General features: G+C 66.0%; 18 protein-coding genes. 7 read left to right on the forward strand and 11 right to left on the reverse strand.

Annotated elements, in window-relative coordinates:
• Nucleotides 1-4 precede the first annotated feature (4 nt).
• From VSR71_RS03550 to prpC, 3 genes are all read left to right on the forward strand, one after another.
• Nucleotides 5-853 (forward strand): TauD/TfdA dioxygenase family protein, encoded by an 849-nt coding sequence (locus tag VSR71_RS03550; RefSeq protein WP_342912533.1) that lies wholly within the window; start codon nucleotides 5-7, stop codon nucleotides 851-853.
• An 8-nt stretch (nucleotides 854-861) separates the two neighbouring features.
• Complete coding sequence (locus VSR71_RS03555; RefSeq protein ID WP_342912534.1) at nucleotides 862-2,511, forward strand: fatty acid--CoA ligase; 1,650 nt, start codon at nucleotides 862-864, stop codon at nucleotides 2,509-2,511.
• A 159-nt stretch (nucleotides 2,512-2,670) separates the two neighbouring features.
• Nucleotides 2,671-3,828 (forward strand): bifunctional 2-methylcitrate synthase/citrate synthase, encoded by a 1,158-nt coding sequence (gene prpC, locus VSR71_RS03560; protein WP_342912535.1) that lies wholly within the window; start codon nucleotides 2,671-2,673, stop codon nucleotides 3,826-3,828.
• A 683-nt stretch (nucleotides 3,829-4,511) separates the two neighbouring features.
• On the opposite strand, the gene VSR71_RS03565 is transcribed toward prpC, so the two are convergent.
• Together VSR71_RS03565 and VSR71_RS03570 are read right to left on the reverse strand one after the other, a co-directional pair.
• Nucleotides 4,512-4,796, reverse strand: coding sequence for a BrnA antitoxin family protein (locus VSR71_RS03565; RefSeq protein WP_342912536.1), 285 nt, complete (start codon nucleotides 4,794-4,796; stop codon nucleotides 4,512-4,514).
• Entirely contained in the window at nucleotides 4,756-5,028 is a 273-nt protein-coding gene (locus VSR71_RS03570) for a BrnT family toxin (RefSeq protein WP_342912537.1), read from the reverse strand. Before VSR71_RS03570 ends, VSR71_RS03565 begins: the two co-directional genes overlap by 41 nt.
• A gap of 210 nt (nucleotides 5,029-5,238) precedes the next feature.
• On the opposite strand from VSR71_RS03570, the gene VSR71_RS03575 reads away from it, so the two are divergent.
• From VSR71_RS03575 to VSR71_RS03590, 4 genes are all read left to right on the forward strand, one after another.
• A complete protein-coding gene (locus VSR71_RS03575) occupies nucleotides 5,239-5,982 on the forward strand; it encodes a M48 family metallopeptidase (protein WP_063240163.1) in 744 nt (247 codons plus the stop codon).
• Nucleotides 5,983-6,322: 340 nt separating this feature from the next.
• Nucleotides 6,323-8,008 (forward strand): aspartate-alanine antiporter, encoded by a 1,686-nt coding sequence (gene aspT / locus VSR71_RS03580; RefSeq protein ID WP_342912682.1) that lies wholly within the window; start codon nucleotides 6,323-6,325, stop codon nucleotides 8,006-8,008.
• Nucleotides 8,009-8,104: 96 nt separating this feature from the next.
• Nucleotides 8,105-9,790 carry an aspartate-alanine antiporter gene (gene aspT, locus VSR71_RS03585; RefSeq protein WP_342912538.1) on the forward strand — a complete coding sequence of 562 codons (1,686 nt, stop codon included), beginning with the start codon at nucleotides 8,105-8,107 and terminating at the stop codon, nucleotides 9,788-9,790.
• A gap of 90 nt (nucleotides 9,791-9,880) precedes the next feature.
• Nucleotides 9,881-11,506, forward strand: a complete 1,626-nt coding sequence (locus VSR71_RS03590; protein ID WP_342912539.1) for a bifunctional aspartate transaminase/aspartate 4-decarboxylase — start codon at nucleotides 9,881-9,883, stop codon at nucleotides 11,504-11,506.
• A gap of 75 nt (nucleotides 11,507-11,581) precedes the next feature.
• On the opposite strand, the gene hutG is transcribed toward VSR71_RS03590, so the two are convergent.
• From hutG to VSR71_RS03635, 9 genes are all read right to left on the reverse strand, one after another.
• Entirely contained in the window at nucleotides 11,582-12,397 is an 816-nt protein-coding gene (hutG, locus tag VSR71_RS03595; protein WP_342912540.1) for an N-formylglutamate deformylase, read from the reverse strand.
• A 54-nt stretch (nucleotides 12,398-12,451) separates the two neighbouring features.
• Nucleotides 12,452-13,858: a formimidoylglutamate deiminase gene (locus VSR71_RS03600; protein ID WP_342912541.1), complete on the reverse strand. Its 1,407-nt coding sequence runs from the start codon at nucleotides 13,856-13,858 to the stop codon at nucleotides 12,452-12,454.
• Nucleotides 13,855-15,129, reverse strand: a complete 1,275-nt coding sequence (gene hutI, locus VSR71_RS03605) for an imidazolonepropionase (protein WP_342912542.1) — start codon at nucleotides 15,127-15,129, stop codon at nucleotides 13,855-13,857. Before hutI ends, VSR71_RS03600 begins: the two co-directional genes overlap by 4 nt.
• Complete coding sequence (locus VSR71_RS03610) at nucleotides 15,126-15,734, reverse strand: HutD family protein (RefSeq protein WP_342912543.1); 609 nt, start codon at nucleotides 15,732-15,734, stop codon at nucleotides 15,126-15,128. Before VSR71_RS03610 ends, hutI begins: the two co-directional genes overlap by 4 nt.
• Nucleotides 15,731-17,431 (reverse strand): urocanate hydratase, encoded by a 1,701-nt coding sequence (gene hutU / locus VSR71_RS03615; protein WP_342912544.1) that lies wholly within the window; start codon nucleotides 17,429-17,431, stop codon nucleotides 15,731-15,733. The genes VSR71_RS03610 and hutU overlap by 4 nt, the downstream gene beginning before the upstream one ends.
• A 209-nt stretch (nucleotides 17,432-17,640) precedes the next feature.
• Nucleotides 17,641-19,215, reverse strand: a complete 1,575-nt coding sequence (gene hutH, locus VSR71_RS03620) for a histidine ammonia-lyase (protein WP_342912545.1) — start codon at nucleotides 19,213-19,215, stop codon at nucleotides 17,641-17,643.
• Nucleotides 19,216-19,280: 65 nt separating this feature from the next.
• Complete coding sequence (hutC, locus tag VSR71_RS03625) at nucleotides 19,281-20,039, reverse strand: histidine utilization repressor (RefSeq protein ID WP_029046008.1); 759 nt, start codon at nucleotides 20,037-20,039, stop codon at nucleotides 19,281-19,283.
• A gap of 6 nt (nucleotides 20,040-20,045) precedes the next feature.
• Nucleotides 20,046-20,825: an ABC transporter ATP-binding protein gene (locus tag VSR71_RS03630; protein WP_063240172.1), complete on the reverse strand. Its 780-nt coding sequence runs from the start codon at nucleotides 20,823-20,825 to the stop codon at nucleotides 20,046-20,048.
• Nucleotides 20,822-21,685 carry an ABC transporter permease gene (locus VSR71_RS03635; protein WP_342912546.1) on the reverse strand — a complete coding sequence of 288 codons (864 nt, stop codon included), beginning with the start codon at nucleotides 21,683-21,685 and terminating at the stop codon, nucleotides 20,822-20,824. Before VSR71_RS03635 ends, VSR71_RS03630 begins: the two co-directional genes overlap by 4 nt.
• Nucleotides 21,686-21,698 lie beyond the last annotated feature (13 nt).

A 21,698-nucleotide genomic window follows, 5' to 3' on the forward strand; every position in this document is an offset into this window, starting at 1 on the left:
CATCATGCGTATCGAGCAACTGACCTGCGCCATTGGGGCCGAGCTGACCGGCGTCAAGCTACAGGATGCCGTTCACGACGAGGGCCTGTTTGCGGAAATTCGCGCCGCGCTCCTCCGGCACCGCGTGCTGTTCCTGCGCGATCAGGACATGGCGCGTGCGGAGCACGTGGCCTTCGCGCGCCGTTTCGGCGACCTGGAAGACCACCCTGTGGTGGGGAGCGACCCCGAGTATCCCGGATTGGTACGCATCTATAAGAGCGCCGATCAGCCGAATGACCGCTATGAGAACGCCTGGCACTCCGATACCACCTGGCGGGAAGCTCCGCAGTTCGGGGCCGTCCTGCGCTGCATTGCATGTCCGCCGGTCGGTGGCGACACCATGTGGGCAAACATGGCGCTGGCCTACGAGAAACTGCCAGAACACGTCAAGTCCGAGATTGGCGACCTACGTGCCCGCCACAGCATCGAAGCCACCTTTGGTGCCGCCATGCCCATCGAAAAGCGGCTGGCACTCAAGGCGCAGTTCCCTGACGCGGAACATCCGGTCGTGCGCACCCACCCGGAAACCGGCGAGAAGATTCTGTACGTTAACGCCTTCACCACCCACTTCACCAACTTCCACGTCCCGGCGCGCGTGCGCTATGGCCAGGACGCCAATCCAGGCGCCGCCGATCTGTTGCGTTATCTAGTCAGCCAGGCCTGCATTCCCGAGTACCAGGTGCGCTGGCGCTGGCAGCCCAATAGCGTCGCCATCTGGGACAACACCGCCACGCAGCACTACGCCGTCATGGACTACCCGCCTTGCCATCGCAAGATGGAGCGCGCCGGCATCATCGGAAGCAAGCCATTCTGAGCATCGACATGCAAGACAACCTGATCGCGCCGACGCCATCGGCCTATGCGTTCCCCCTTCTGGTCAAGCAACTGCTGCTGAATGCAATGAGCATTCATGGCGAGCAGGAAATCACTTATCGCGGAGAGCGCCGCTACAGCTTCCGGCAGTTCCGCGATCGCATCGGCCAGCTTGCCTCCGTGCTGAACACGCTGGACGTCCGCCGCGGCACCACCGTCGCAGTCATGGATTGGGACAGCCATCGATATCTGGAGAGTTACTTCGCCATCCCGATGATGGGCGCCACGCTGTTCACCGTCAATGTGCGGCTGTCCGCGCAGCAGATCCTCTATACGCTGAACGATTCCCGCGCCGAGGTCATCCTCGTCCACGTGGATTTCATGCCCATGCTCGAAGAGATCCTGCCGGCGTTGTCATCGGTGCGGCGGGTGATCGTGATCGGGGACGGCGTGGCGATTCCGCCCAATACCCTGCCGGTGGCAGGCGAGTACGAAGCCTTGGTGGCGCAGGCGCCGGCCGACTTCCACTTCCCCGACTTCGATGAAAGGACGCGGGCAGTCACGTTCTACACCACTGGCACGACCGGCGACCCCAAGGGCGTGGCCTACAGCCACCGCGACATCGTCATGCATGCCATGTCGACCGCGATAACCCTGTGCGCGCCACGCGAAGGCCAGCGCCTGCATCGCGAGGATGTCTACATGCCGATCACGCCCATGTTCCACGTGCTGGCCTGGGGCATGCCGTACATCGCGATCATGTTGGGGCTAAAGACCGTACTGCCGGGACGCTACGTCCCGGAGCGGCTGGTGAGCCTGCGCGAGTCGGAGCGTGTGACGTTCTCCCACTGCGTGCCCACCGTTCTGCAGATGGTGCTGCAGGCGGCCGAGGCGGCAAATCACGATCTGTCCGGGTGGAAGCTTATCGTCGGCGGCTCGGCCTTGCCTGCCGCGTTGTGCGAAGCGGCACTCGACCGCGGCATGGATGTGTTTACGGGCTACGGCATGTCGGAAACGGGGCCCATCGTCTCGCTCGCGCAACTGCCACCGGGCTATCAGCCGCGTGACCGCCAGGATGAGGTGCGCATGCGCTGTTCAACCGGTCGCCCGGTGCCGTTCGTCGATTTCCGTATCGTCGATGAAAACATGAACGACGTTCGCCGCGATGGCAAGCACCAGGGCGAGATCATCCTGCGCTCGCCATTTCTGACGAAAGGCTATGCCGGTAAGCCGGAAGCATCCGAGGAGCTGTGGGCCGGTGGCTACCTCCATACGCAGGACATCGCCGTCATGGGCGAGAACGGGTTCATCCAGATTGTCGACCGCGTCAAGGATGTGATCAAGACCGGCGGTGAATGGGTGTCCTCGATCGAGGTCGAAAGCCTCATCACCGGCGTTTCGGGGGTGCAGGAGTGCGCGGTCATTGGCGTGCGGGACGAAAAATGGGGGGAACGTCCAATGGCATTCGTCGTACGCAAGCCCGGAGCCAGCCTGAATGCCGAAGCGATTCGCGATGGACTGATGCGGCATGTCGAATCGAAGCGCATCAGCAAGTACGCCGTGCCCGATGACGCTTGCATCGCCTTCGTCGCTGAGATACCGAAAACCAGTGTCGGCAAGATCAACAAGAAGCTGCTGCGCGAACGCGCTGCCCAGTAGCGCGTACAAGAGACGAACATAGACGATCAAGCCAGCGCGACGCGCTGTCTGCGATAAGTTGCCCGCCAGTGCTACGGGAGCCCGGACTGGGATGTATCGGCAGCGCTCAATCCCGTCTGGACCAACTAGAGTTCGAGTCCGTTTCAAGGAGATCATTCGATGTCAGATGCCCAACTGCAAATTGCTCCCAAGCCCAAGAAGTCGGTTGCCCTGTCTGGCGTGAGCGCCGGCAGCACGGCGCTGTGCTCGGTCGGCCGCACCGGCAACGACCTGCACTACCGCGGTTATGACATCCTCGATATCGCCGACACCTGCGAATTCGAGGAAATCGCGCACCTGCTGGTGCACGGAAAGCTGCCGAACAAGGCCGAACTGGCTGCCTACAAAACCAAGCTGAAAGCGCTGCGGGGCCTGCCCGCCAACGTCAAGGCCTCGCTGGAGTTGGTACCGGCGTCTGCCCATCCGATGGACGTGATGCGCACGGGCGTATCGGTGCTTGGCACAGTGCTGCCTGAAAAGGATGACCACAATGCCCCGGGGGCGCGCGACATCGCCGACCGCCTGATGGCCAGCCTGGGTTCGATGCTGCTGTACTGGTACCACTACAGCCACAACGGCCGCCGCATCGAGGTGGAGACCGACGATGACACCATCGGCGCGCATTTCCTGCATCTGCTACACGGCGAAAAGCCATCGGCGCTGTGGGAGCGTGCCATGCACACCTCGTTGATCCTGTACGCGGAGCATGAGTTCAACGCCAGCACGTTCACAGGCCGCGTGATCGCCGGCACGGGCTCGGACATGCACTCGTCGATCTGTGGCGCGATCGGCGCGCTGCGTGGCCCGAAGCATGGTGGCGCCAACGAAGTCGCATTCGAGATCCAGAAGCGCTACGACAGCCCCGATGAGGCCCAGGCCGACATCACCCGCCGCGTCGAGAACAAGGAAGTGGTGATCGGCTTCGGCCATCCGGTGTATGCCATTGCCGACCCGCGTAACCAGGTGATCAAGGATGTAGCGAGGAAGCTATCGAAGGCTGCCGGCTCGATGAAGATGTTCGACATCGCCGAGCGCCTGGAGACGGTCATGTGGGACATCAAAAAGATGTTCCCGAACCTGGACTGGTTCAGCGCCGTGAGCTACCACATGATGGGTGTGCCAACGGCGATGTTCACGCCGCTGTTCGTGCTCGCGCGCATCTCGGGGTGGACGGGGCACATCATTGAGCAACGCGCCGACAACAAGATCATCCGCCCGAGCGCCAACTACATCGGGCCGGAGAACCAGCAGTTCGTATCGATCGAGGAGCGCAAGTAAGGCGTAGGATGTCGCCCCTCGTCCTGGTGCCAGCAGGGGAACAAACGAGCAGTTCAGGATAAGGCCAAGACGGTCGCCGCCCCTCGACTTGCCAGCCGACCCTCGTCTCATTCGCAGAGGGGTACGCGAGTGACCGTGAAGGGTCGGCAACGGCCGTGCGACGAAGAGCGCGGGGGAACGGGCAGCGTCGACGCTGGCACGCCGGCTCAAGGCCCGGGGTTGAAGGGGAGTGAGTGATTGGTGACGTGTCAGATCAGGTCAGCCGTTGTTGCGGTGCAGGCCAGAACCGGACGCCCATGACAATGCCGACCAGCAGAGGTAGGACCGGAGCAGCCGGCCGCCGTGGCAATATGGGCTTGCCGATTAAGCCGATGCCCCCTTGATAGTGATGTGATAGTCGCCCACTGATTAATCACACCGGCTGTACGCGAGTAGTGCAATCGCGAAGACTGAGGCACCGAAACATGCCTTTCACGGTGCAGTGTTACGCTTCTGGGGGTACATTTAGGGGTACATAACCCAAGAAATCTAAAGCGCCCGCCTTACTACCTGGCCTTTCCAAGCTTGTTCGAGTCCGACCCCGGCACCAGATCCCTTCAAGGCCAGGCGCCCCATGGGGCGGCGATTCGTCAGGCCGCTTCGTTACTTGCGCATGTCCTTTTTCCTGCGACTGCGGCTCATCTTCAGACCTCGATTTCGTCGAGCCTGTGCGTTTTCAGCCAATCGCGAACCAATACATTGAGGCGAGTTTGCCAACGTGGCCCGCTCGCCTTCAGGGCTTCCAGGACATCGTCATCGAGACGCACAGTGGTAGCCGTCTTCGTGGTACCGCGCGGACGGCCGCGCCCTCGCTTGACCAGCTTGTCGCCCTTCAGCAAGTCGGCCTGCTTGAAAAACTCGTCTGTCAGCTCCGGTGCATCATCCGGATCAACCCAGGTAGTGGACATATCGCGCTTGTTCCCGTTCATTGGCTTTCCTCATGCTGATGATGCGGCGTGCCTCGCCGCGCGTCGTCCATACCATCACGACCATACGGCCATCCAAGGTCCCGACAGTGATATAGCGGGGCTCTGGATAGCGTTCCCGCGTGTCTTCGCCAGTGAAATGGATACCTGCGAAGACCTCAGCAGCCCGCGCAAAATCGAGTCCGCGCTCGCCTAGGGTCCTGTCTCGCTTGGCGGGATCGAATTCAATGATCACGGTATTAATTGTACTTACGAATATTAGGAACAGGCAACGGTATTTTTGTACGTACGAAATTATCTCTACATCACAGGCTGATTCCGTCACGTCGCTTATACCCGCGATTCCTTACGGCTGAAGATTGAAAGTGTGTCGGACAGCGCCCACTGGTCTCCATGCGACTGGCTTCCTATGCTATGGCATTGCCATCCTGTCACCGGAGCCACCATGAGCCGACTGACCCTTCCCGCCCTCGCCTGCGCCACCCTGCTGGCCGGCTGCGCCGGCGCCAATGTGGAAAACCTGACCCAGGCCGGCGGCAGCCTGTTCACCGCGGCCACGCTGTCGGACACCAACGTCAAGACGCTGTCCGACCAGTCGTGCGCGGAAATGGACCAGAAGAACACCATTGCCCCGCCCGACAGCACCTACGCCAAGCGGCTCGCGAACGTGATGAGCGGGCTGGGCAACACCGGGCTGCCGCTCAATGCCAAGGTCTACGTGACCAAGGACATCAATGCGTGGGCCATGGCCAACGGGTGCGTGCGCGTGTACAGCGGGCTGATGGACTTCCTCAGCGACGACGAGGTGCGCGGCGTGGTCGGACACGAGATCGGCCATGTGGCGCTGGGCCACACCAAGGCGGCGATGCAGGTGGCCTACACCACCGCCGCTGCGCGCGGCCTGCTGGGATCTACCGGCATTGCTTCGCTGACCGCGCTGTCGTCGTCGCAGATCGGGGATCTGGCGGAGACGTTCGTCAATGCGCAGTTCTCGCAGCGCCAGGAAACCGCCGCGGACGATTACTCCTTCAACCTGCTGACAAAGAACGGCGCCAACCGGCAAGCGCTGGCGTCGGCGTTCCGCAAGATGTCGCAGCTTGACGGCGGCCAGTCGAGCATGCTCAGCACGCACCCCGGTTCGTTGGAGCGTGCCAAGCATATCGAGGATCGCCTGGCCGGCGGGCGCTGAGCGCGCCGCATTCTTTTGCGCCGCCGCCCCCGTTCGGGGGACGCGGCCGCACCCAGTGTTTCCCTCTCCAGACATCACACGCGTCATGCGCATTCCCGCGCGCATTCCTGGTGCGCAATGCCCGCGCGCGGAATGTTGACAGCGTTTAATTCAGTCAAGAAAGCTTTCAATATGCCGGCCCGAAACCGGCGGGGATAATGCCTCACGCTGCATTTGCCAGTCGATGCAGTCGCGCGCTGCAGATGCGGCACCGGCCCCGGCACAGTGAGTGCGCGGCGGCACGCGTGGCATCGCAGTCATTGTCTTTCCCGCCCCGAGGACACGCCGCCGCGCCATGGAAATGCTCTCCGCCCTGCTCGCAGGGCAGCCAGAAATCGCACTGTTCCTTGCGCTCGCGGTTGGCCATGCGATCGGTGCGATTCGCTTCGGCCCGTTCCAGCTTGGCGGCATCTGCGGGACGCTGATCGCCGCGCTGGTGATCGGGCAGTCCGGCGCGAAGCTCGACGACGATGTCAAGAACGTGGCCTTTGCCGTGTTCATCTTTGCGCTGGGCTTTACCGGCGGTCCGCAGTTCTTTGCCAATGTCGGGCGCGAATGGCGCATCGGCCTGCTGTCGCTGGTGGAAGTGTTCGTGCTGCTGGCGCTGCTGGCCATCGCGGTGCCGCTGCTGCGGCTGGACCAGGGCACGGCGGCGGGATTGCTGGCCGGTGCCGCCACCGAATCGGCGGTGATCGGCACCGCTTCCGAAGCGATCGCGCGGCTCGGCATCCCGGCTGAGCAGGTGCGCGTGCTGCAGACCAATATCGTCACCGCGTACAGCGTGACTTACCTGTTCGGGCTGGTGTCGATCGTGCTGTTCACCAGCCAGCTCGCGCCATGGCTGCTGCGGGTGAACCTGCGCGAATCGGCCGCACAGCTGTGGCAAAAGCTTGGCGGCGAGAACGACATGGGCGACGGCCAGCGCAGCGCGCTGCCGCTGCTGGTGGGCCGCCTGCTGCGGGTCGAACGGATCGTGGGCAAGACCGTCCTCGATGCCGAACGGACCGTGCAGCTTGGCGTCACCATTCGCCGCATCCGCCGCGGCGGCGACACCTTCCGGCCGGCGCCAGCCGAAATCCTGCGCGACGGCGACGTGATCCTGGCCGTGGGCCGGCGCGACGCGATGGTCGACTTCGCCCGCAACGTGGGCACCGAGTTGCCCGACGAACCCGGCATGGATGCCGTGCAGGCCGAGCAGGACGTTCTGCTCACCCGCAAGGAAGTCGCAGGCCTGTCGCTGGCGCGGCTGCGCCAGGTGGCCGACGTCGGGCTGGCGCGCGGCGTCTACATCCAGCGCATCACGCGCATGGAGCATCGCATTCCAACGCTTGCCAGCACCGTGCTGCGCCGGGGCGACGTGCTGACGCTGAGCGGGCCGCAGGAAGCCGTGCAGCGCGTGGTGCCGGAGCTTGGCTACCTGGTCACGCCGACGGTCAAGACAGATTTCGTGTTCCTCGGCGTCGGCGTGCTGCTGGGCATGCTGCTCGGCGCGCTCAGCGTGAAGGTGGGCCAGGCCGACCTGACACTGGGCACCGGCGGCGGCTGCCTGGTATCGGGACTGATCTTCGGCTGGCTGCGTGCGCGCGCCCCGGTGCTGGGCTCGCTGCCGTCGCCGGCGGCGGAGATCCTCAAGGACTTCGGGCTGGCCACGTTCATTGCCGCGGTGGGCCTGTCGGCCGGGCCGGACGCGGTCACGCTGGTGCGCGAATACGGCTTGATCCTGCCGGTGGCCGGCATTCTGGTCTCGGTGGTGCCCGCGGCGATCTCGCTTGCGATCGGCCACTGGTGGCTCAAGCTGGAAACCCCGATCCTGCTCGGCGCGGTCGCCGGCCAGCACTGCAGCACGCCGACCATCATGGCGCTCACCAACGCCGCCGGCAACGGCACGCCGGTGATCGGCTACACCATCACTTACGCCATTTCCAACGTGCTGCTGCCGCTGCTGGGGCCCATAGCGGTGGCCATGTCCGGCGCGCTGGCGCGCTAGCCGGACCAATGCCTGCGCGTACACCGCTTACCCAACACCACCCCCAGACGATGCAACGCCTCTCCCAACCCGCATCATTCGTCTCAGGAGCCTTCGATGGAATGGTTGCATGACATTTTCCAGAAGTCGCCCGAATCGGCGCTCTTCCTTTCCCTGGCGGTCGGCTACGCCATCGGCAAGATTACTTTCGGGCGCTTCCAGCTCGGCGGCGTGGCGGGCTCGCTGCTCGCCGCGGTGGTGATCAGCCAGTTCGGCGTCGAAATCGACAATGGTGTCAAGGCCGTGATGTTTGCGGTCTTTATCTACGCGGTCGGCTATGAGAGCGGCCCGCAGTTCTTCAACTCCCTGAACCGCAGCTCGCTGCGCGAGATCGCCATGGCGGTCTTCATGGCGGTGTGCGGGCTGGTCACGGTGGTGGTGCTGGCCAAGCTGTTCCATCTCGACAAGGGCCTGGCCGCGGGGCTGGCCGCCGGCGGCATGACGCAGTCGGCGATCATCGGCACGGCGGGTGACGCCATCACCAAGCTGGGCCTGCCGCCCGACCAGGTCAAGACGCTGCAGGCCAACGTGGCGATCGGCTACGCCGTGACCTACGTGTTCGGCTCGCTGGGCGCGATCATTGTCTGCGTGAACATCCTGCCGCGCTTCATGAAGTCGGACCTGAAGACCGACGCCAAGAAGGTCGAGGCGCAGCTGCACGGCGGCCTGCCGCAGTTCGGCCCGGGCCAGCGCGGTGCGCTGCCGCGCCTGGTGGGCCGGCTGTTCCGCGTGAACGACGCCAGTGGCAAGACCGTCTCGCAAGTGGAGATCGGCGGCGAGGACCTGGTGACGGTCGAACGGGTGCAGCGCGGCGGCAAGCAGATCGAAGTCACGCAGGACCTGGTGCTGCAGCACGATGACCTGGTGCTGCTGGTCGGCCGCCGCGACGCGATGGTGCCGGCGGCGGCACAGATCGGGGAGGAAGTGGCCGACGCCGAAGGCATGGGCGTGGTCATGCAGTCGCGCAACGTGGTGTTCACCGCCAAGGGTATGAACAACAAGACCGTGGCCGAGATCGTCGACATGGTCGGGCGCGACATGCGCCACGGCGTCTATATCGAGCGTATCGAGCGCTATGACCACCCGCTGCCGCTGCTGCCCGAACTGAAGCTGCAGCATGGCGACATCATCACGCTGTATGGCACCCCCGCCGATACCAAACGCGCGGTTGAGATGGCCGGCTACGAGCTGGTGCCCAGCGAGAAGACGGACTTCGTCTACTTCGGCGCCGGCGTGCTGGTGGGCCTGCTGATCGGCCTGCTGGTCTGGCGCATCGGCTCGATCCCGCTGACGCTCGGCGCGGGCGGCGGCGCGCTGCTGTCGGGCCTGGTGTTCGGCTGGGCGCGGTCCAAGCACAAGATGTTCGGCGCCATGCCGACCGCCGCGTGCCAGCTGCTGAAGGACTTTGGGCTGGCCGCGTTCGTCGCCATCGTCGGCATCAACTCGGGCCTGCAGGCCGTGTCCACCCTGCGCCAGAGCGGGCTGACCATCTTCATTCTGGGCGCGGTGGTGACGCTGCTGCCGCTGTTCCTGACGATGCTGTTCGGCCGCTACGTGCTCAAGTATGACAACGCCGCGCTGCTGGCGGGCGCGCTGTCCGGCTCGCGCAGTGCCAACCCGGCCTTCGGCGGCATCCTCGACAAGGCCGAAAGCCCGGTGCCGACCGTTCCCTTCGCCATCACCTACGCCCTCGCCAACGTGCTGCTGACCCTGCTGGGGCCGCTGGTGGTGGGCCTCGTATAGCCCTTCCCTGACTCTTCACGCTGCGCGGGCCGCTGCCTGGCACCCCGGTCCGCCAGCTCAATCCGACAAGCGTCTACACAGGAGCAAGCCATGAGTAAAGTCGACATTTCCAAGCTGGCCAGTCTCTCCCCGTTCGAGCTGAAGGACGAGCTGATCAAGCTTGCCAGCAGCGACGCCGAACGCCTGATGCTCAACGCCGGCCGCGGCAATCCCAACTTCCTTGCCACCGTGCCGCGCCACGGCTTCTGGCAGCTGGGCCTGTTCGCCATGCGCGAATCGGAGCGTTCGTTCTCTTACATGCCCGAAGGCGTGGGCGGCTTTCCGCGCCGCGATGGCATCGAGGAGCGCTTCGACCTGTTCGCGCGCGAGTTCGCCGACACCCCGGGCGTTATGTTCCTGGCCGGTGCGGTGTCGTACGTGCGCGACCAGCTGGGCCTGAACGCCGGCGACTTCCTCTACGAAATGTGTGAAGGCATCCTCGCCTGCAACTATCCGGTGCCGGACCGCATGCTGAAGCTGTCCGAGACCATCGTCGGCCAGTACATCCGCAAGGAGATGATCGGCAACCATCCGTTCATCGGCGAGTTCGACCTGTTCGCGGTCGAGGGCGGCACCGCGGCGATGACGTACCTGTTCAACACCATCCGCGAGAACCACCTGCTCAAGGCCGGCGACACCATCGCGCTCGGCATGCCGATCTTCACGCCGTATATCGAGATCCCCGAACTGAACGACTACCAGCTGGTAGAGCTGTCCGTCGACGCCGATCCCGAGTCGCGCTGGCAATACTCGAACAAGGAACTGGACAAGCTGCGCGACCCCAAGGTCAAGGCCTTCTTCCTGGTCAACCCGAGCAATCCGCCATCGGTGCGCATGAGCGACGAAAGCCTGGAATACCTGGCATCGATCATCGAAGAGCGCCCCGACCTGATCATCCTGACCGACGACGTCTACGGCACCTTTGCCGACAACTTTGTCTCGCTGTTCGCAATGTGCCCGAAGAACACCATCCTGGTGTATTCGTTCTCCAAGTACTTCGGCGCGACCGGATGGCGCCTGGGCGTGATCGCCACGCACCGCGACAACATCTTCGACCAGCAGATCGCCGAACTGCCGCAGGCGCAGCGCGATCAGCTGAACAAGCGCTACAGCTCGATCACGACCGAGCCGCAGAAGCTCAAGTTCATTGACCGCCTGGTGGCGGACAGCCGCACCGTGGCGCTGAACCACACGGCTGGGCTGTCGACGCCGCAGCAGGTGCAGATGGTGCTGTTCTCCCTGTTCTCGCTGATGGATACGCCGGACAACTACAAGAACGCGATGAAGCGGCTGATCCGCAGCCGCAAGGCCGCGTTGTACCGGGAGATTGGCATTGCTCCGGAGAGCGATGACCCGAACGCGGTCGACTACTACACGCTGCTCGATATCGAACAGCTCGGCGGCAAGGCGATCGGGCCGGAGTTCGTCAAATGGGTGATGGAGGCGGTCGAGCCCAACGAACTGCTGTTCGAGCTGGCCGACGAGGCTGGCGTGGTGTTGCTGCCGGGCCGCGGGTTCGGTACGCGGCATCCCTCTGGCCGGGTTTCGCTGGCCAACCTCAATGAAGCTGACTACGCCAAGATCGGCCGCGCGATCCGCAAGCTGTTCGAAGAGTATGTGGAGAAGTACAACGCAGCGACGGGGAGCAAGGCGAACAAGAACGTCGTGAAGAAGTAAGCCTTCGTTGGCGTGCGCTGGGGCCCGGCATGATGCCGGGCCTTTTTTATATGCCGCCGCGCCCCGCCTGGCGCCTTAGCGCGATTCGACGAACGCGAGCACAGTGGCCAGCAGGCCTTGCAGCGCCGGCTGCAGCCCCGCCGAGCGCGCCTCGTCATAGGCGAACGGATACGTCTCGCTCATATACGCACACTGCGACAACTCGAGCTGCACCGCATGCACGCCATCCTGCGGCTTGCCATACTGGCGCGTGATATAGCCACCCTTGAAGCGCCCGTTGAGCACCGCGGTATGGCCGGGCACCGCGCTCGCCAGGTCGAGCAGCTGGTTCGCCAGTCCCGCGTCGCAGCTCTCGCCATTGGCCGTACCGAGGTTGAAATCCGGCAGCTTGCCTTCGAAGAAGCGCGGCAGCAGCGAGCGGATCGAATGCGCGTCCCACAGCGCGACCGTGCCGTGCTCTGCCTTCAGGCGCGCCAGTTCCGCTGCCAGCGCCTCATGGTACGGGCGCCAGATCGCGTCGCGGCGCGCAGCGATTTCCGCGTCGTCGGGGCCGTTGCTGCCATCGGCGTACAGCGCCGTCTTGTCGAAGGTATCGACCGGGCACAGTCCGGTGGTGTCCTGGCCGGGGTACAGGTTGGCGTTGTCGGGCGGACGGTTCAGGTCGACCACGTAGCGCGAATGCGTGGCAACCAGCACCGAGGCGCCCAGCTCGCGGGCAAAACCGTACAGGCGTTCCAGGTGCCAGTCGGTGTCGGGCACGGTGCGGGCCTCGGCGGTGAGCCGCTGCGAGACCGAGGCCGGCAGGTGCGTGCCGACGTGCGGCATCGATACCAGCAGCGGGCGCGTGCCGCGATGCAGGGTGAAGGCGGGGATATCGGTGGAGAAGGACATGTTCTTTGCAATGCGTTGGGCGGTGCCCGAATTTGTCGCGTATTTGGTCGCGTATCAGTCGGCCAGCAGGCTCGCGCGGGCGGCGATGAACTGCCGTGCCGCTTCGCCCTGCAGCGCATGCGCGCCATGCTGCACGCGGCTGCGGCCGCCGGTGCGGACCTCCGCTAGTGTCTCATGACCGTGGTTCGCGAACACGTGGGTGGCCAGCGCCTGCGCGCCGTCGAGACCGGCCAGCGTCGGGTGCGCACCGTCCAGCACCACGAAATCCGCCTGCTGGCCAGGCGCGAGCCCGGTTACGTCGCGGCCGCTGGCGCGTGCGCCCCCCGCCACCGCTTCGAGATAGAGGCGGTCGGCCACCTGCAGGTGGGTATCCGAGGCCAGCACGTTGCGCTGCTGCAGGCCCAGCCGCTGGCCGTACTCGAACAGGCGCAACTCCTCCGCCACGCTGACGCTGGCATGGCTGTCCGAGCCGATGCCCCAGGCGCCATGCTGCGCGAGGTAAGGCGCCGCCTCGAACACGCCGTCGCCGAGGTTCGCTTCGGTGGTCGCGCAGATGCCGGCCACGGCGCCGCTATGCGCGAGGCGCCGGCGTTCGTCCCAGTCCATGTGCGTCGCGTGCACCAGGCACCAGCGCGCGTCGACGTCGACATGATCGAACAGCCATGTCACCGGGCGCGTGCCGGACCAGGCGATGCAGTCGTCGACTTCGCGCTGCTGCTCGGCGATATGGATATGGACCGGCGCCTGCGCATCGATCGCCTTCAGCCCCGCCAGCGCATGCAGCAGGCTGTCTTCGGGCACCGCGCGCAGCGAATGCGGCGCCATCCCGAGGCGCGCGCCGGCTTGCGCGCACACGGGCGACAGCCGCTCCAGCAGCCGCAGCATGGCGTCGGTGTCGTGCAGGAAGCGGCGCTGCTCTGACAGCGGCGGCTTGCCGCCGAAGCCGGCGGTCTGGTACAGCACCGGCAACAGCGTCATGCCGATGCCGGTGCGCTGCGCCGCGCGCAACAGCCGCAGCGACATCTCGGCGGCGTCGGCATAAGGCTTGCCGTTGGCATCGTGGTGGACGTAGTGGAACTCGCACACGCTGGTATAGCCCGCGCGCAGCATCTCGATATAGAGCTGGGTGGCGATGGCTTCCAGCGTGTCGGGCGAGATCCGCTGCGCGAAGCGGTACATTAGTGTGCGCCAGCTCCAGAACGAATCGGCGCCGGCGGGATTGTCGCCCTGCGCTCGGCTGCGGTATTCGGTCAGGCCGGCAAAGCCACGCTGGAATGCATGCGAATGCAGGTTGGGCATGCCCGGCAGCACCGGGCCCGCGGCGCGCGGCACGTCGGCACTTGCGGCGGCACCGGTCTGCACGGTGGTCAGCCGGCCCGACTCGTCCCAGGCGAGCAGCACATCGCGCGCCCAGCCTTCGGGCAGCAGGGCCCAGTCTGCGAACAGCTGCGATGCGCTCATGGCTGTGCCTCCGCTTGTGCCGGATATACGCGCCCCTGCCGCACGACCATCGCGGCGGGATTGCGGCCGAACCAGTACGCCAGCTCCGCCGGCGAATCGACGCGCCACAGCACGAAGTCGGCCACCCGCCCCGCTTCCAGCTTGCCGTGGCGATCCGGTGCGCCCAGCGCGCGCGCCGCATGCAGGGTCACGCCGGCCAGCGCTTCGGGCACCGTCAGGCGGAACAGCGTGCAGGCCATATTCATCATCAGCAGCAGCGACGTCACCGGCGACGTGCCGGGGTTGTGATCGGTCGAGATCGCCATCGGCACGCCGTACTGGCGCAGCAGCGCGATCGGCGGCAGGTTGGTATCGCGCAGGAAATAGTAGGCGCCAGGCAGCAGCACCGCGACCGTGCCGGCTTCGGCCATCGCGGCAACGCCGGCCTCGTCGAGATGCTCGAGATGGTCCGCCGACAGCGCGCGATGGCGTGCCGCCAGCGCCGCGCCGCCGAGGTTGCTGAGCTGCTCGGCGTGCAGCTTGACCCGCAGGCCGTGGCGCGCGGCGGCATCGAAAACGCGTTCCGTCTGCGCGATCGAGAAGCCGATCGATTCGCAGAAGGCATCGACGGCGTCGACCAGCCCTTCTTCGGCCAGCGCCGGCAGCATGGTGCCGCATACCAGGTCGATGTAGTCGTCGGCGCGTCCCGCGTATTCGGGCGGCAGCGCGTGCGCACCGAGGAAGGTGGTGTGCACCGACACGCCGAACTGCTCGCCCAGCCGGCGCGCCACGCGCAGTTGCTTGCGCTCGGCTTCCAGGCTGAGGCCGTAGCCGGACTTGATCTCGATGGCGGTCACGCCTTCGGCGAGCAGCGGTCGCAGGCGCGCGGCGGCCTGCGCGAACAGCGTGTCTTCGTCGGCGGCGCGGGTGGCGCGCACGGTCGAGACGATGCCGCCGCCGGCGCGCGCGATTTCCTCATAACCGGCACCGGCCAGCCGCATCGCGAACTCGTCGGCGCGCTGGCCGCCGTAGACCAGGTGGGTATGGCAATCGACCAGCCCCGGCGTGATCCATGCGCCGTTGGCGTCGTGGCGCGGCAGGTCGCGGCATGACTGCGGCAATTCGGCGGCAGCCCCGAGCCAGGCGATCCGGCCTTGTTCGACCACGAGCACGGCATCGCGAATGGCACGCGCCGGGTCGGCATCGGGCAGCAGGTGGCAGTTGTGCCAGACACCGTCGGCGCTGGCAGCGTGGGCGGCGTGGGCGGCGCCAGGTACGGAAGGCAGCGTCATTGGTCGGACTCCATTTCGAGCGTGACACACAGGCACAGCGCGTCGCCGGCACCTGGTGCAAAGGCTTGCCAGCCAGCTGGTTCGCCGGCGGGATACAGCACGCCCTGCCCCGCGTCGAGCGCGACCGCCGGCTGCGCGTCCTGCGCCAGCCAGCTGCCGGACACGGCAAGCAGGCAAACGGTATCGGCGCCGGTGCTGACGGCAAACCCCTGTCGGAAGGCTTCGACGCGCGCGCGGCAGCGGCCACGCCGCGTCATCACGTTGAAGTCGCGCGTGGCGCCATCGAGCAGCGCGGCCTGCAGGCCGGTGTCGCCCGGGAATGCAAAGGGTGCGCCCGGCTGGGCCAGCCGGTGGCTGAAGCTGCCATCGTCGGCGCGCAGCATCACGCCCGCGCCGTCCAGCAGCACGATCTGGCGGTCGATGCCGGGGAAGGCGGAGAACGGGCCATCAGCTTCGATATCGGCCACGCTCAGGCGCCACACGAAGTCGTCCATGCCCGCACCCGGCGGCCACACCGCGATCTCGCGCGTGTTGCCGCCGCCATTCTTCCAGCGCGTCGGGTCGATGGCCGCGAGCGTGAAGTGTTGTGACACCACGGTGCTCATGCGCCCTTCACCATCGGCAGGTTCAGGCCCTTTTCGTGCGCGCATTCGATGGCGATGTCGTAGCCCGCATCGGCATGGCGCATCACGCCGGTGGCCGGGTCGTTCCACAGTACGCGTTCGATGCGCTTGGCAGCGGCATCGGTGCCATCGCACACGATCACCACGCCGGAATGCTGTGAGAAACCCATGCCGACGCCGCCGCCATGGTGCAGGCTGACCCACGTTGCTCCACCCGCCGTGTTCAGCAGCGCATTGAGCAGCGGCCAGTCCGAGACCGCATCCGAGCCGTCGCGCATGGCTTCGGTCTCGCGGTTGGGCGACGCCACCGAGCCGCAATCCAGGTGGTCGCGGCCGATTACCACCGGCGCCTTCAGCTCGCCCGACTTCACCATCTCGTTGAAGGCCAGGCCGGCGCGGTGGCGCTCGTCCAGGCCGACCCAGCAGATACGCGCCGGCAGGCCCTGGAAGGCAATGCGGTCGTGCGCCATGTCGAGCCAGCGGTGCAGGTGCTTGTCCTCGGGGAACAGCTCCTTCATCTTGGCGTCGGTCTTGTAGATATCCTCGGGATCCCCTGATAGCGCCACCCAGCGGAATGGGCCCTTGCCGCGGCAGAACAGCGGGCGGATATAGGCCGGCACGAAGCCCGGGAAATCGAAGGCGTTCTGCACACCTTCGTCGAACGCGACCTGGCGGATGTTGTTGCCGTAGTCGACCGTCGGCACGCCCAGCTTCTGGAATTCGAGCATGGCCTGCACGTGCTTGACGATCGACGGGCGCGCGGCCGCTTCCACCGACTTGGGATCGTGCTTGCGCGCGTGTTCCCACTGCTCGACGGTCCAGCCTTGCGGCAGGTAGCCGTTGACGAGGTCGTGCGCCGAGGTCTGGTCGGTAACGATATGCGGACGCATGCCGCCGCCCTGCGCGCGCCTGGCCAGTTCCGGCACGATGTCGGCGGCGTTGCCGAGCAGGCCCACCGAGATCGCTTCCTTCTTCTGCGTAGCCTCGGCGATCATCGCCAGCGCCTCGTCCAGCGTGGTGGCCTTCTTGTCGAGGTAGCGCGTGCGGATGCGGAAGTCGATGCGCGATTCCTGGCACTCGATCGCCAGCACGCAGGCACCCGCGAGCACGCCGGCCAGCGGCTGCGCGCCGCCCATGCCGCCGAGTCCGGCGGTCAGGATCCATTTGCCCGACAGGTCGCCGTCGTAGTGCTGTCGGCCGGCTTCGACAAAGGTCTCGTACGTGCCCTGCACGATGCCCTGCGTGCCGATGTAGATCCACGAGCCCGCGGTCATCTGGCCGTACATCATCAGGCCGGCGCGGTCCAGTTCATTGAACTTGTTCCACGTGGCCCAGTGCGGCACCAGGTTGGAGTTGGCGATCAGCACGCGCGGCGCGTCCGGGTGCGTGCGGAACACGCCGACCGGCTTGCCCGACTGCACCAGCAGCGATTCGTCCTCAGCCAGGCGGCGCAGGCTGTCGAGGATGGCGTCGAAGCATTCCCAGTTGCGCGCGGCCTTGCCGATCCCGCCGTACACCACCAGGTCCTGCGGGCGCTCGGCCACGTCGGGGTCCAGGTTGTTCTGGATCATGCGGTAGGCGGCTTCGATCAGCCAGTTCTTGCAGTGCAGCTGGGTGCCATGCGGGGCGCGGATTTCGCGCTGGCCGCGCTGGAGGGGTTGGGATTCGGGAGCGTTCATGTGTTGTTCTCCTTTGGATGGCGCTGGTGGCGCGATCAGATCGGTGTCGTGGCGATTGGTACGTCGTCGGCTTTCGGATACGCTGGCCCTCACCCCCGGCCCCTCTCCCGCGCTGCGGGAGAGGGGAGCAAACCGCTGGCCTCTCCAACACTGTCTGGTGTCTCCCCTCTCCCGCTTGCGGGAGAGGGGCGGGGGTGAGGGCCGGCGTATCAACTTGCGTTGGTCGGCAAAATCTCCCGCACGGCCGCAGGCCACCCCGCACCCGCATCGCCCTGCACCACCCACTGCTTCATCGCTTCGATATCCGGCGCCAGGTAACGGTCGCCTTCCACAAAATCTACGCGCGCACGAATGCGGGCCAGTTCCTGCTCCACCAGCGGCGACGACTTCAGCGGCCGGTGGAATTCAATCCCCTGTGCCGCGGCCATCGCCTCGATGCCGACCACCACCGCGGTGTTGGCCGCCATGTCGCCCAGCCGGCGTGCGCCGTAGGTGGCCATCGACACATGGTCCTCCTGATTGGCCGAGGTCGGCAGGCTGTCCACGCTGGACGGATGCGCCAGCGACTTGTTCTCCGACGCCAGCGCGGCCGCGGTCACCTGCGCGATCATGAAGCCGGAATTCAAACCGCCATCGCGCACCAGGAACGGCGGCAGGCCGGACAGGCCGGTATCGAGCAGCAGCGCCAGCCGGCGCTCGGAAATCGCACCGATCTCGGCGATCGCCAGCGCAATGATGTCGGCGGCGAAAGCCACCGGCTCGGCGTGGAAATTGCCGCCGGAGACCACGTCGCCCTGCTCGGAGAACACCAGCGGGTTGTCCGACGCGGCATTGGCCTCGATCTGCAGGATGCGCGCGGCGTGCTGCAGGTTGTCCAGGCAAGCACCCATCACCTGCGGCTGGCAGCGGATCGAATACGGGTCCTGCACGCGGCCGCAGGCCTTGTGCGAATCGACGATCTCGCTGCCGTCCAGCATCGCGCGCACGGCGCCGGCCACGGCGATCTGTCCGGCCTGGCCGCGGGCTTCATGGATGCGGGCGTCGAACGGCTTGACCGAGCCCTTGATCGCTTCCAGCGACAGTGCGCCCGCCACCAGCCCGGCGGCGAAGGTGTCCTCGGCGGCAAACAGGCCAGCCAGCGCCAGCGCGGTCGACACCTGGGTGCCGTTGAGCAGCGCCAGGCCTTCCTTCGGGCCCAGCTCGAATGCCTTCAGGCCGGCACGGGCCAGGCCTTCGGCAGCCGGCACGCGCTTGCCGTCGACCAGCACGTCGCCCACGCCGATCAGCGTGCACGACATATGCGCCAGCGGCGCCAGGTCGCCCGAGGCACCGACCGAACCCTTGGCCGGGATGCACGGCGTCACACCATGGTTGACCAGCGCCAGCAATGCCTCGATCAGTTCCGGACGCACGCCGGAATGGCCGCGCGCCAGGCTGACCGCCTTGGTGGCCAGGATCAGGCGCACCGTATCCTCGGCCAGGTCCGGACCGGTACCGACGCTGTGCGACAGCACCAGGTTGCGCTGCAGCTGCGCCAGCTTGTCGTTGGGGATGCGGGTCTGCGCCAGCTTGCCGAAGCCGGTGTTAATGCCGTAGACCACGGCGTCGGCGTCGATGATGTCCTGCACGGTGGCCTGCGCGGCGCGCACACCGGCCCAGGCGGAATCGGCCATGGCCACGCGCACTTCGCCGCGGTAGATGCGGCGCAGGTCGGCCAGGGTGACTTGGCCCGGCTGCAAGGTCAGCAGCGGGCGGGAGGCTTGGTCGTGTTGGCTCGCAGTCATTTGTATGTTCCTGTCTATACAGCTTAGGCTAAAAATTGAACCAAAGGCAGATCCCCCGAGGGGAATCAGCCGAAAGCGGGATTGCCGTCGGCGCGGAAGCGGCTGCCGAGGCGGTAGCGGTTGCCCGGATGCAGGCAGCGAACGAATGTCACTGGCACGCCGTTGGTCCAGGTGCGGCGGGTCAGCATCAGGCAAGGTTGCGTAGGCGGCATTTCCAGTTGCGCGGCCTGCTCCGGCGTGGCGGCAATGGCATCGACCACGTGCTCCACCTGATCGTAGGGCACGTGGCGCAACAGGTATTCGCCGGGCTGGGTCGCGCTGAAGTCCTGGCCGATGAAGTCCGGCGCCACGCGCGGGTTCACGTAGCGGTCTTCCAGCTGCACCGGCACGCCGTCTTCGCGATGCACGCAGACTGAATGGAACACCGACTCGCCGGTATGCAGCTCCAGCGCGGCGGCCACCTCGATCGATGCCGAGACCCGCTCGACCAGGATCACGTCACAGGCATAGTCATGCCCGCGCATGCGGATCTCGTCCTGCAGGTTGACCACCGACAGCAGCGTCGACTGCGGCTTGTGCTCGGCGACAAAGGTGCCCACGCCGGCCACGCGCACCACCCGCCCCTGCTCCGACAGCTCGCGCAGCGCCCGGTTGACGGTCATGCGCGAGACGCCGAAGCGGTTGACCAGCTCCTGCTCCGACGGCACCCGGTCGCCCGGCTGCCACGCGCCGCTCTGGATCTGGCGGGCGATGTACTCCTTCACCTGCTGGTAAAGCGCGGTGGGAGAGGAAGCGGGAGTGGCGGAGCCGACGGCGTGGTTCATGGCGTTTCAGTGCTCGGCCGCGGCAATTGCCTCGGCGCGGATTTCCTCGGTCAGCCGCGCCTTGAGCGCGGAAAACTCCGGAGAAGTCTTGATGGTGTAATGGCGCGGATGCGGGAAATCGACCGCGATATCGCTCTTGATCCGACCCGGCCTGGCGGAAAACACCGCCACCCGGTTGGCCATGAAAATGGCCTCGTCGATATCGTGGGTCACGAATAATACCGTCTTGCGCGACGCTTCCCATATGCCGAGCAATAACTCCTGCATCAGCACGCGGGTCTGGTTGTCGAGCGCGCCGAACGGTTCGTCGAGCAGCAGGATCTTGGGATCGTTGGCCAGCGCCCGCGCGATCGCGGTGCGCTGCTGCATGCCGCCCGACAGCTGCTTCGGGTAATGGTGCTCGAAGCCGCGCAGCCCCACGCGCTGGATAAAGAAGTCGCTGCGCTCCTTCTGCTCCGCCGCGCTCATGCCGCGCTCGCGCAGGCCGAAGCGCACATTCTGCTCGATCGTCAGCCATGGGAACAGCGTGTACGACTGGAACACCATGCCGCGGTCGGCGCCGGGATCGGAGACCGGCTGGCCGTCGAGCAGCACGCGGCCGGTGGAAGGCGTGTCCAGCCCGGCCACGATGCGCAGCAGCGTGGACTTGCCGCAGCCCGACGGGCCCAGGATGGTGACGAAGTCGTTGTCGCGCACTTCGAAATCGACCGGCTGCAGCGCCAGCGTCTGCCCGCCGCGCGGGTTGGAGAAGGTACGCGAGACCTGCTGGATGGACAGTGCGCTCATTGGATCGAACTCCACGGGAACAGGCGCTGGTTGGCGCGCTTGAAGACAAGGTCGGAGACCAGCCCGATGCAGCCGATCACGATGATGCCGAAGATGATCTGCCCGGTATTGAGCAGCGCCTGGCTGTCGGTGATCATGTGCCCGATCCCCGACGAGGAGCCGATCAGCTCGGCCACGATCACGTAGGTCCAGGCCCAGCCCAGCACCAGCCGCAGGATCTCGGCGATTTCCGGCGCCGCGCCCGGGATCAGCACGCGGCGCACGATGCCGGCGCTGTTGGCGCCCAGCGTGTAGGCCGCCTCGATCAGGTCCTTGCGCGCGCCGCCGACCGCCACCGCCACCATCAGCACGATCTGGAAGAACGAGCCGATAAAGATCACCAGCAGCTTCTGGGTCTCGCCGATGCCGGCCCACAGGATCAGCAGCGGGATAAAGGCCGAGGCCGGCAGGTAGCGGCAGAACGACACGAACGGCTCGAAGAAGGCCTCGGCCGCCTTGTACGCGCCCATGAAGATGCCCAACGGCACCGCGATCACCGCCGCCAGCACGAAGCCGCCGACCACGCGCCACACCGTCATGCCGATGTCGCCGATGAAGTTGTGCTCGGTGAACAGGATCAGGCCCTCTTTGGCCATCGTCAGCGGATCGGCCAGGAACGTGCGCGGCACGAAGCCGCCCAGCGTCACCGCGGCCCACACGCCGAAGAACAGCACGAAGAAAGACAGGCCCAGCATCCAGCGCTTGTTGGGCGACACCGGCACCAGCGGTGCCAGCCAGGGATGGCGCCGGCGCGCCGGTGCCGCCGTGGGGGCGGACACCGCGGCTGCGGGCGCGTGGGAACCGATTCGGGCTTGCGTCATGACGTTACGCCTC

The organism is Cupriavidus oxalaticus (assembly GCF_038900635.1).
Lineage (GTDB): Bacteria > Pseudomonadota > Gammaproteobacteria > Burkholderiales > Burkholderiaceae > Cupriavidus > Cupriavidus oxalaticus_B.

Excerpts from the sequence above, each read along its gene's own strand:
- VSR71_RS03550 (WP_342912533.1), top strand. The coding sequence starts at position 5 with ATGCGTATCGAGCAACTGACCTGCGCCATTGGGGCCGAGCTGACCGGC.
- VSR71_RS03555 (WP_342912534.1), top strand. The coding sequence starts at position 862 with ATGCAAGACAACCTGATCGCGCCGACGCCATCGGCCTATGCGTTCCCC.
- prpC (WP_342912535.1), top strand. The coding sequence starts at position 2,671 with ATGTCAGATGCCCAACTGCAAATTGCTCCCAAGCCCAAGAAGTCGGTT.
- VSR71_RS03565 (WP_342912536.1), bottom strand. The coding sequence starts at position 4,796 with ATGAACGGGAACAAGCGCGATATGTCCACTACCTGGGTTGATCCGGAT.
- VSR71_RS03575 (WP_063240163.1), top strand. The coding sequence starts at position 5,239 with ATGAGCCGACTGACCCTTCCCGCCCTCGCCTGCGCCACCCTGCTGGCC.
- aspT (WP_342912682.1), top strand. The coding sequence starts at position 6,323 with ATGCTCTCCGCCCTGCTCGCAGGGCAGCCAGAAATCGCACTGTTCCTT.
- aspT (WP_342912538.1), top strand. The coding sequence starts at position 8,105 with ATGGAATGGTTGCATGACATTTTCCAGAAGTCGCCCGAATCGGCGCTC.
- VSR71_RS03590 (WP_342912539.1), top strand. The coding sequence starts at position 9,881 with ATGAGTAAAGTCGACATTTCCAAGCTGGCCAGTCTCTCCCCGTTCGAG.
- hutG (WP_342912540.1), bottom strand. The coding sequence starts at position 12,397 with ATGTCCTTCTCCACCGATATCCCCGCCTTCACCCTGCATCGCGGCACG.
- VSR71_RS03600 (WP_342912541.1), bottom strand. The coding sequence starts at position 13,858 with ATGAGCGCATCGCAGCTGTTCGCAGACTGGGCCCTGCTGCCCGAAGGC.
- hutI (WP_342912542.1), bottom strand. The coding sequence starts at position 15,129 with ATGACGCTGCCTTCCGTACCTGGCGCCGCCCACGCCGCCCACGCTGCC.
- VSR71_RS03610 (WP_342912543.1), bottom strand. The coding sequence starts at position 15,734 with ATGAGCACCGTGGTGTCACAACACTTCACGCTCGCGGCCATCGACCCG.
- hutU (WP_342912544.1), bottom strand. The coding sequence starts at position 17,431 with ATGAACGCTCCCGAATCCCAACCCCTCCAGCGCGGCCAGCGCGAAATC.
- hutH (WP_342912545.1), bottom strand. The coding sequence starts at position 19,215 with ATGACTGCGAGCCAACACGACCAAGCCTCCCGCCCGCTGCTGACCTTG.
- hutC (WP_029046008.1), bottom strand. The coding sequence starts at position 20,039 with ATGAACCACGCCGTCGGCTCCGCCACTCCCGCTTCCTCTCCCACCGCG.
- VSR71_RS03630 (WP_063240172.1), bottom strand. The coding sequence starts at position 20,825 with ATGAGCGCACTGTCCATCCAGCAGGTCTCGCGTACCTTCTCCAACCCG.
- VSR71_RS03635 (WP_342912546.1), bottom strand. The coding sequence starts at position 21,685 with ATGACGCAAGCCCGAATCGGTTCCCACGCGCCCGCAGCCGCGGTGTCC.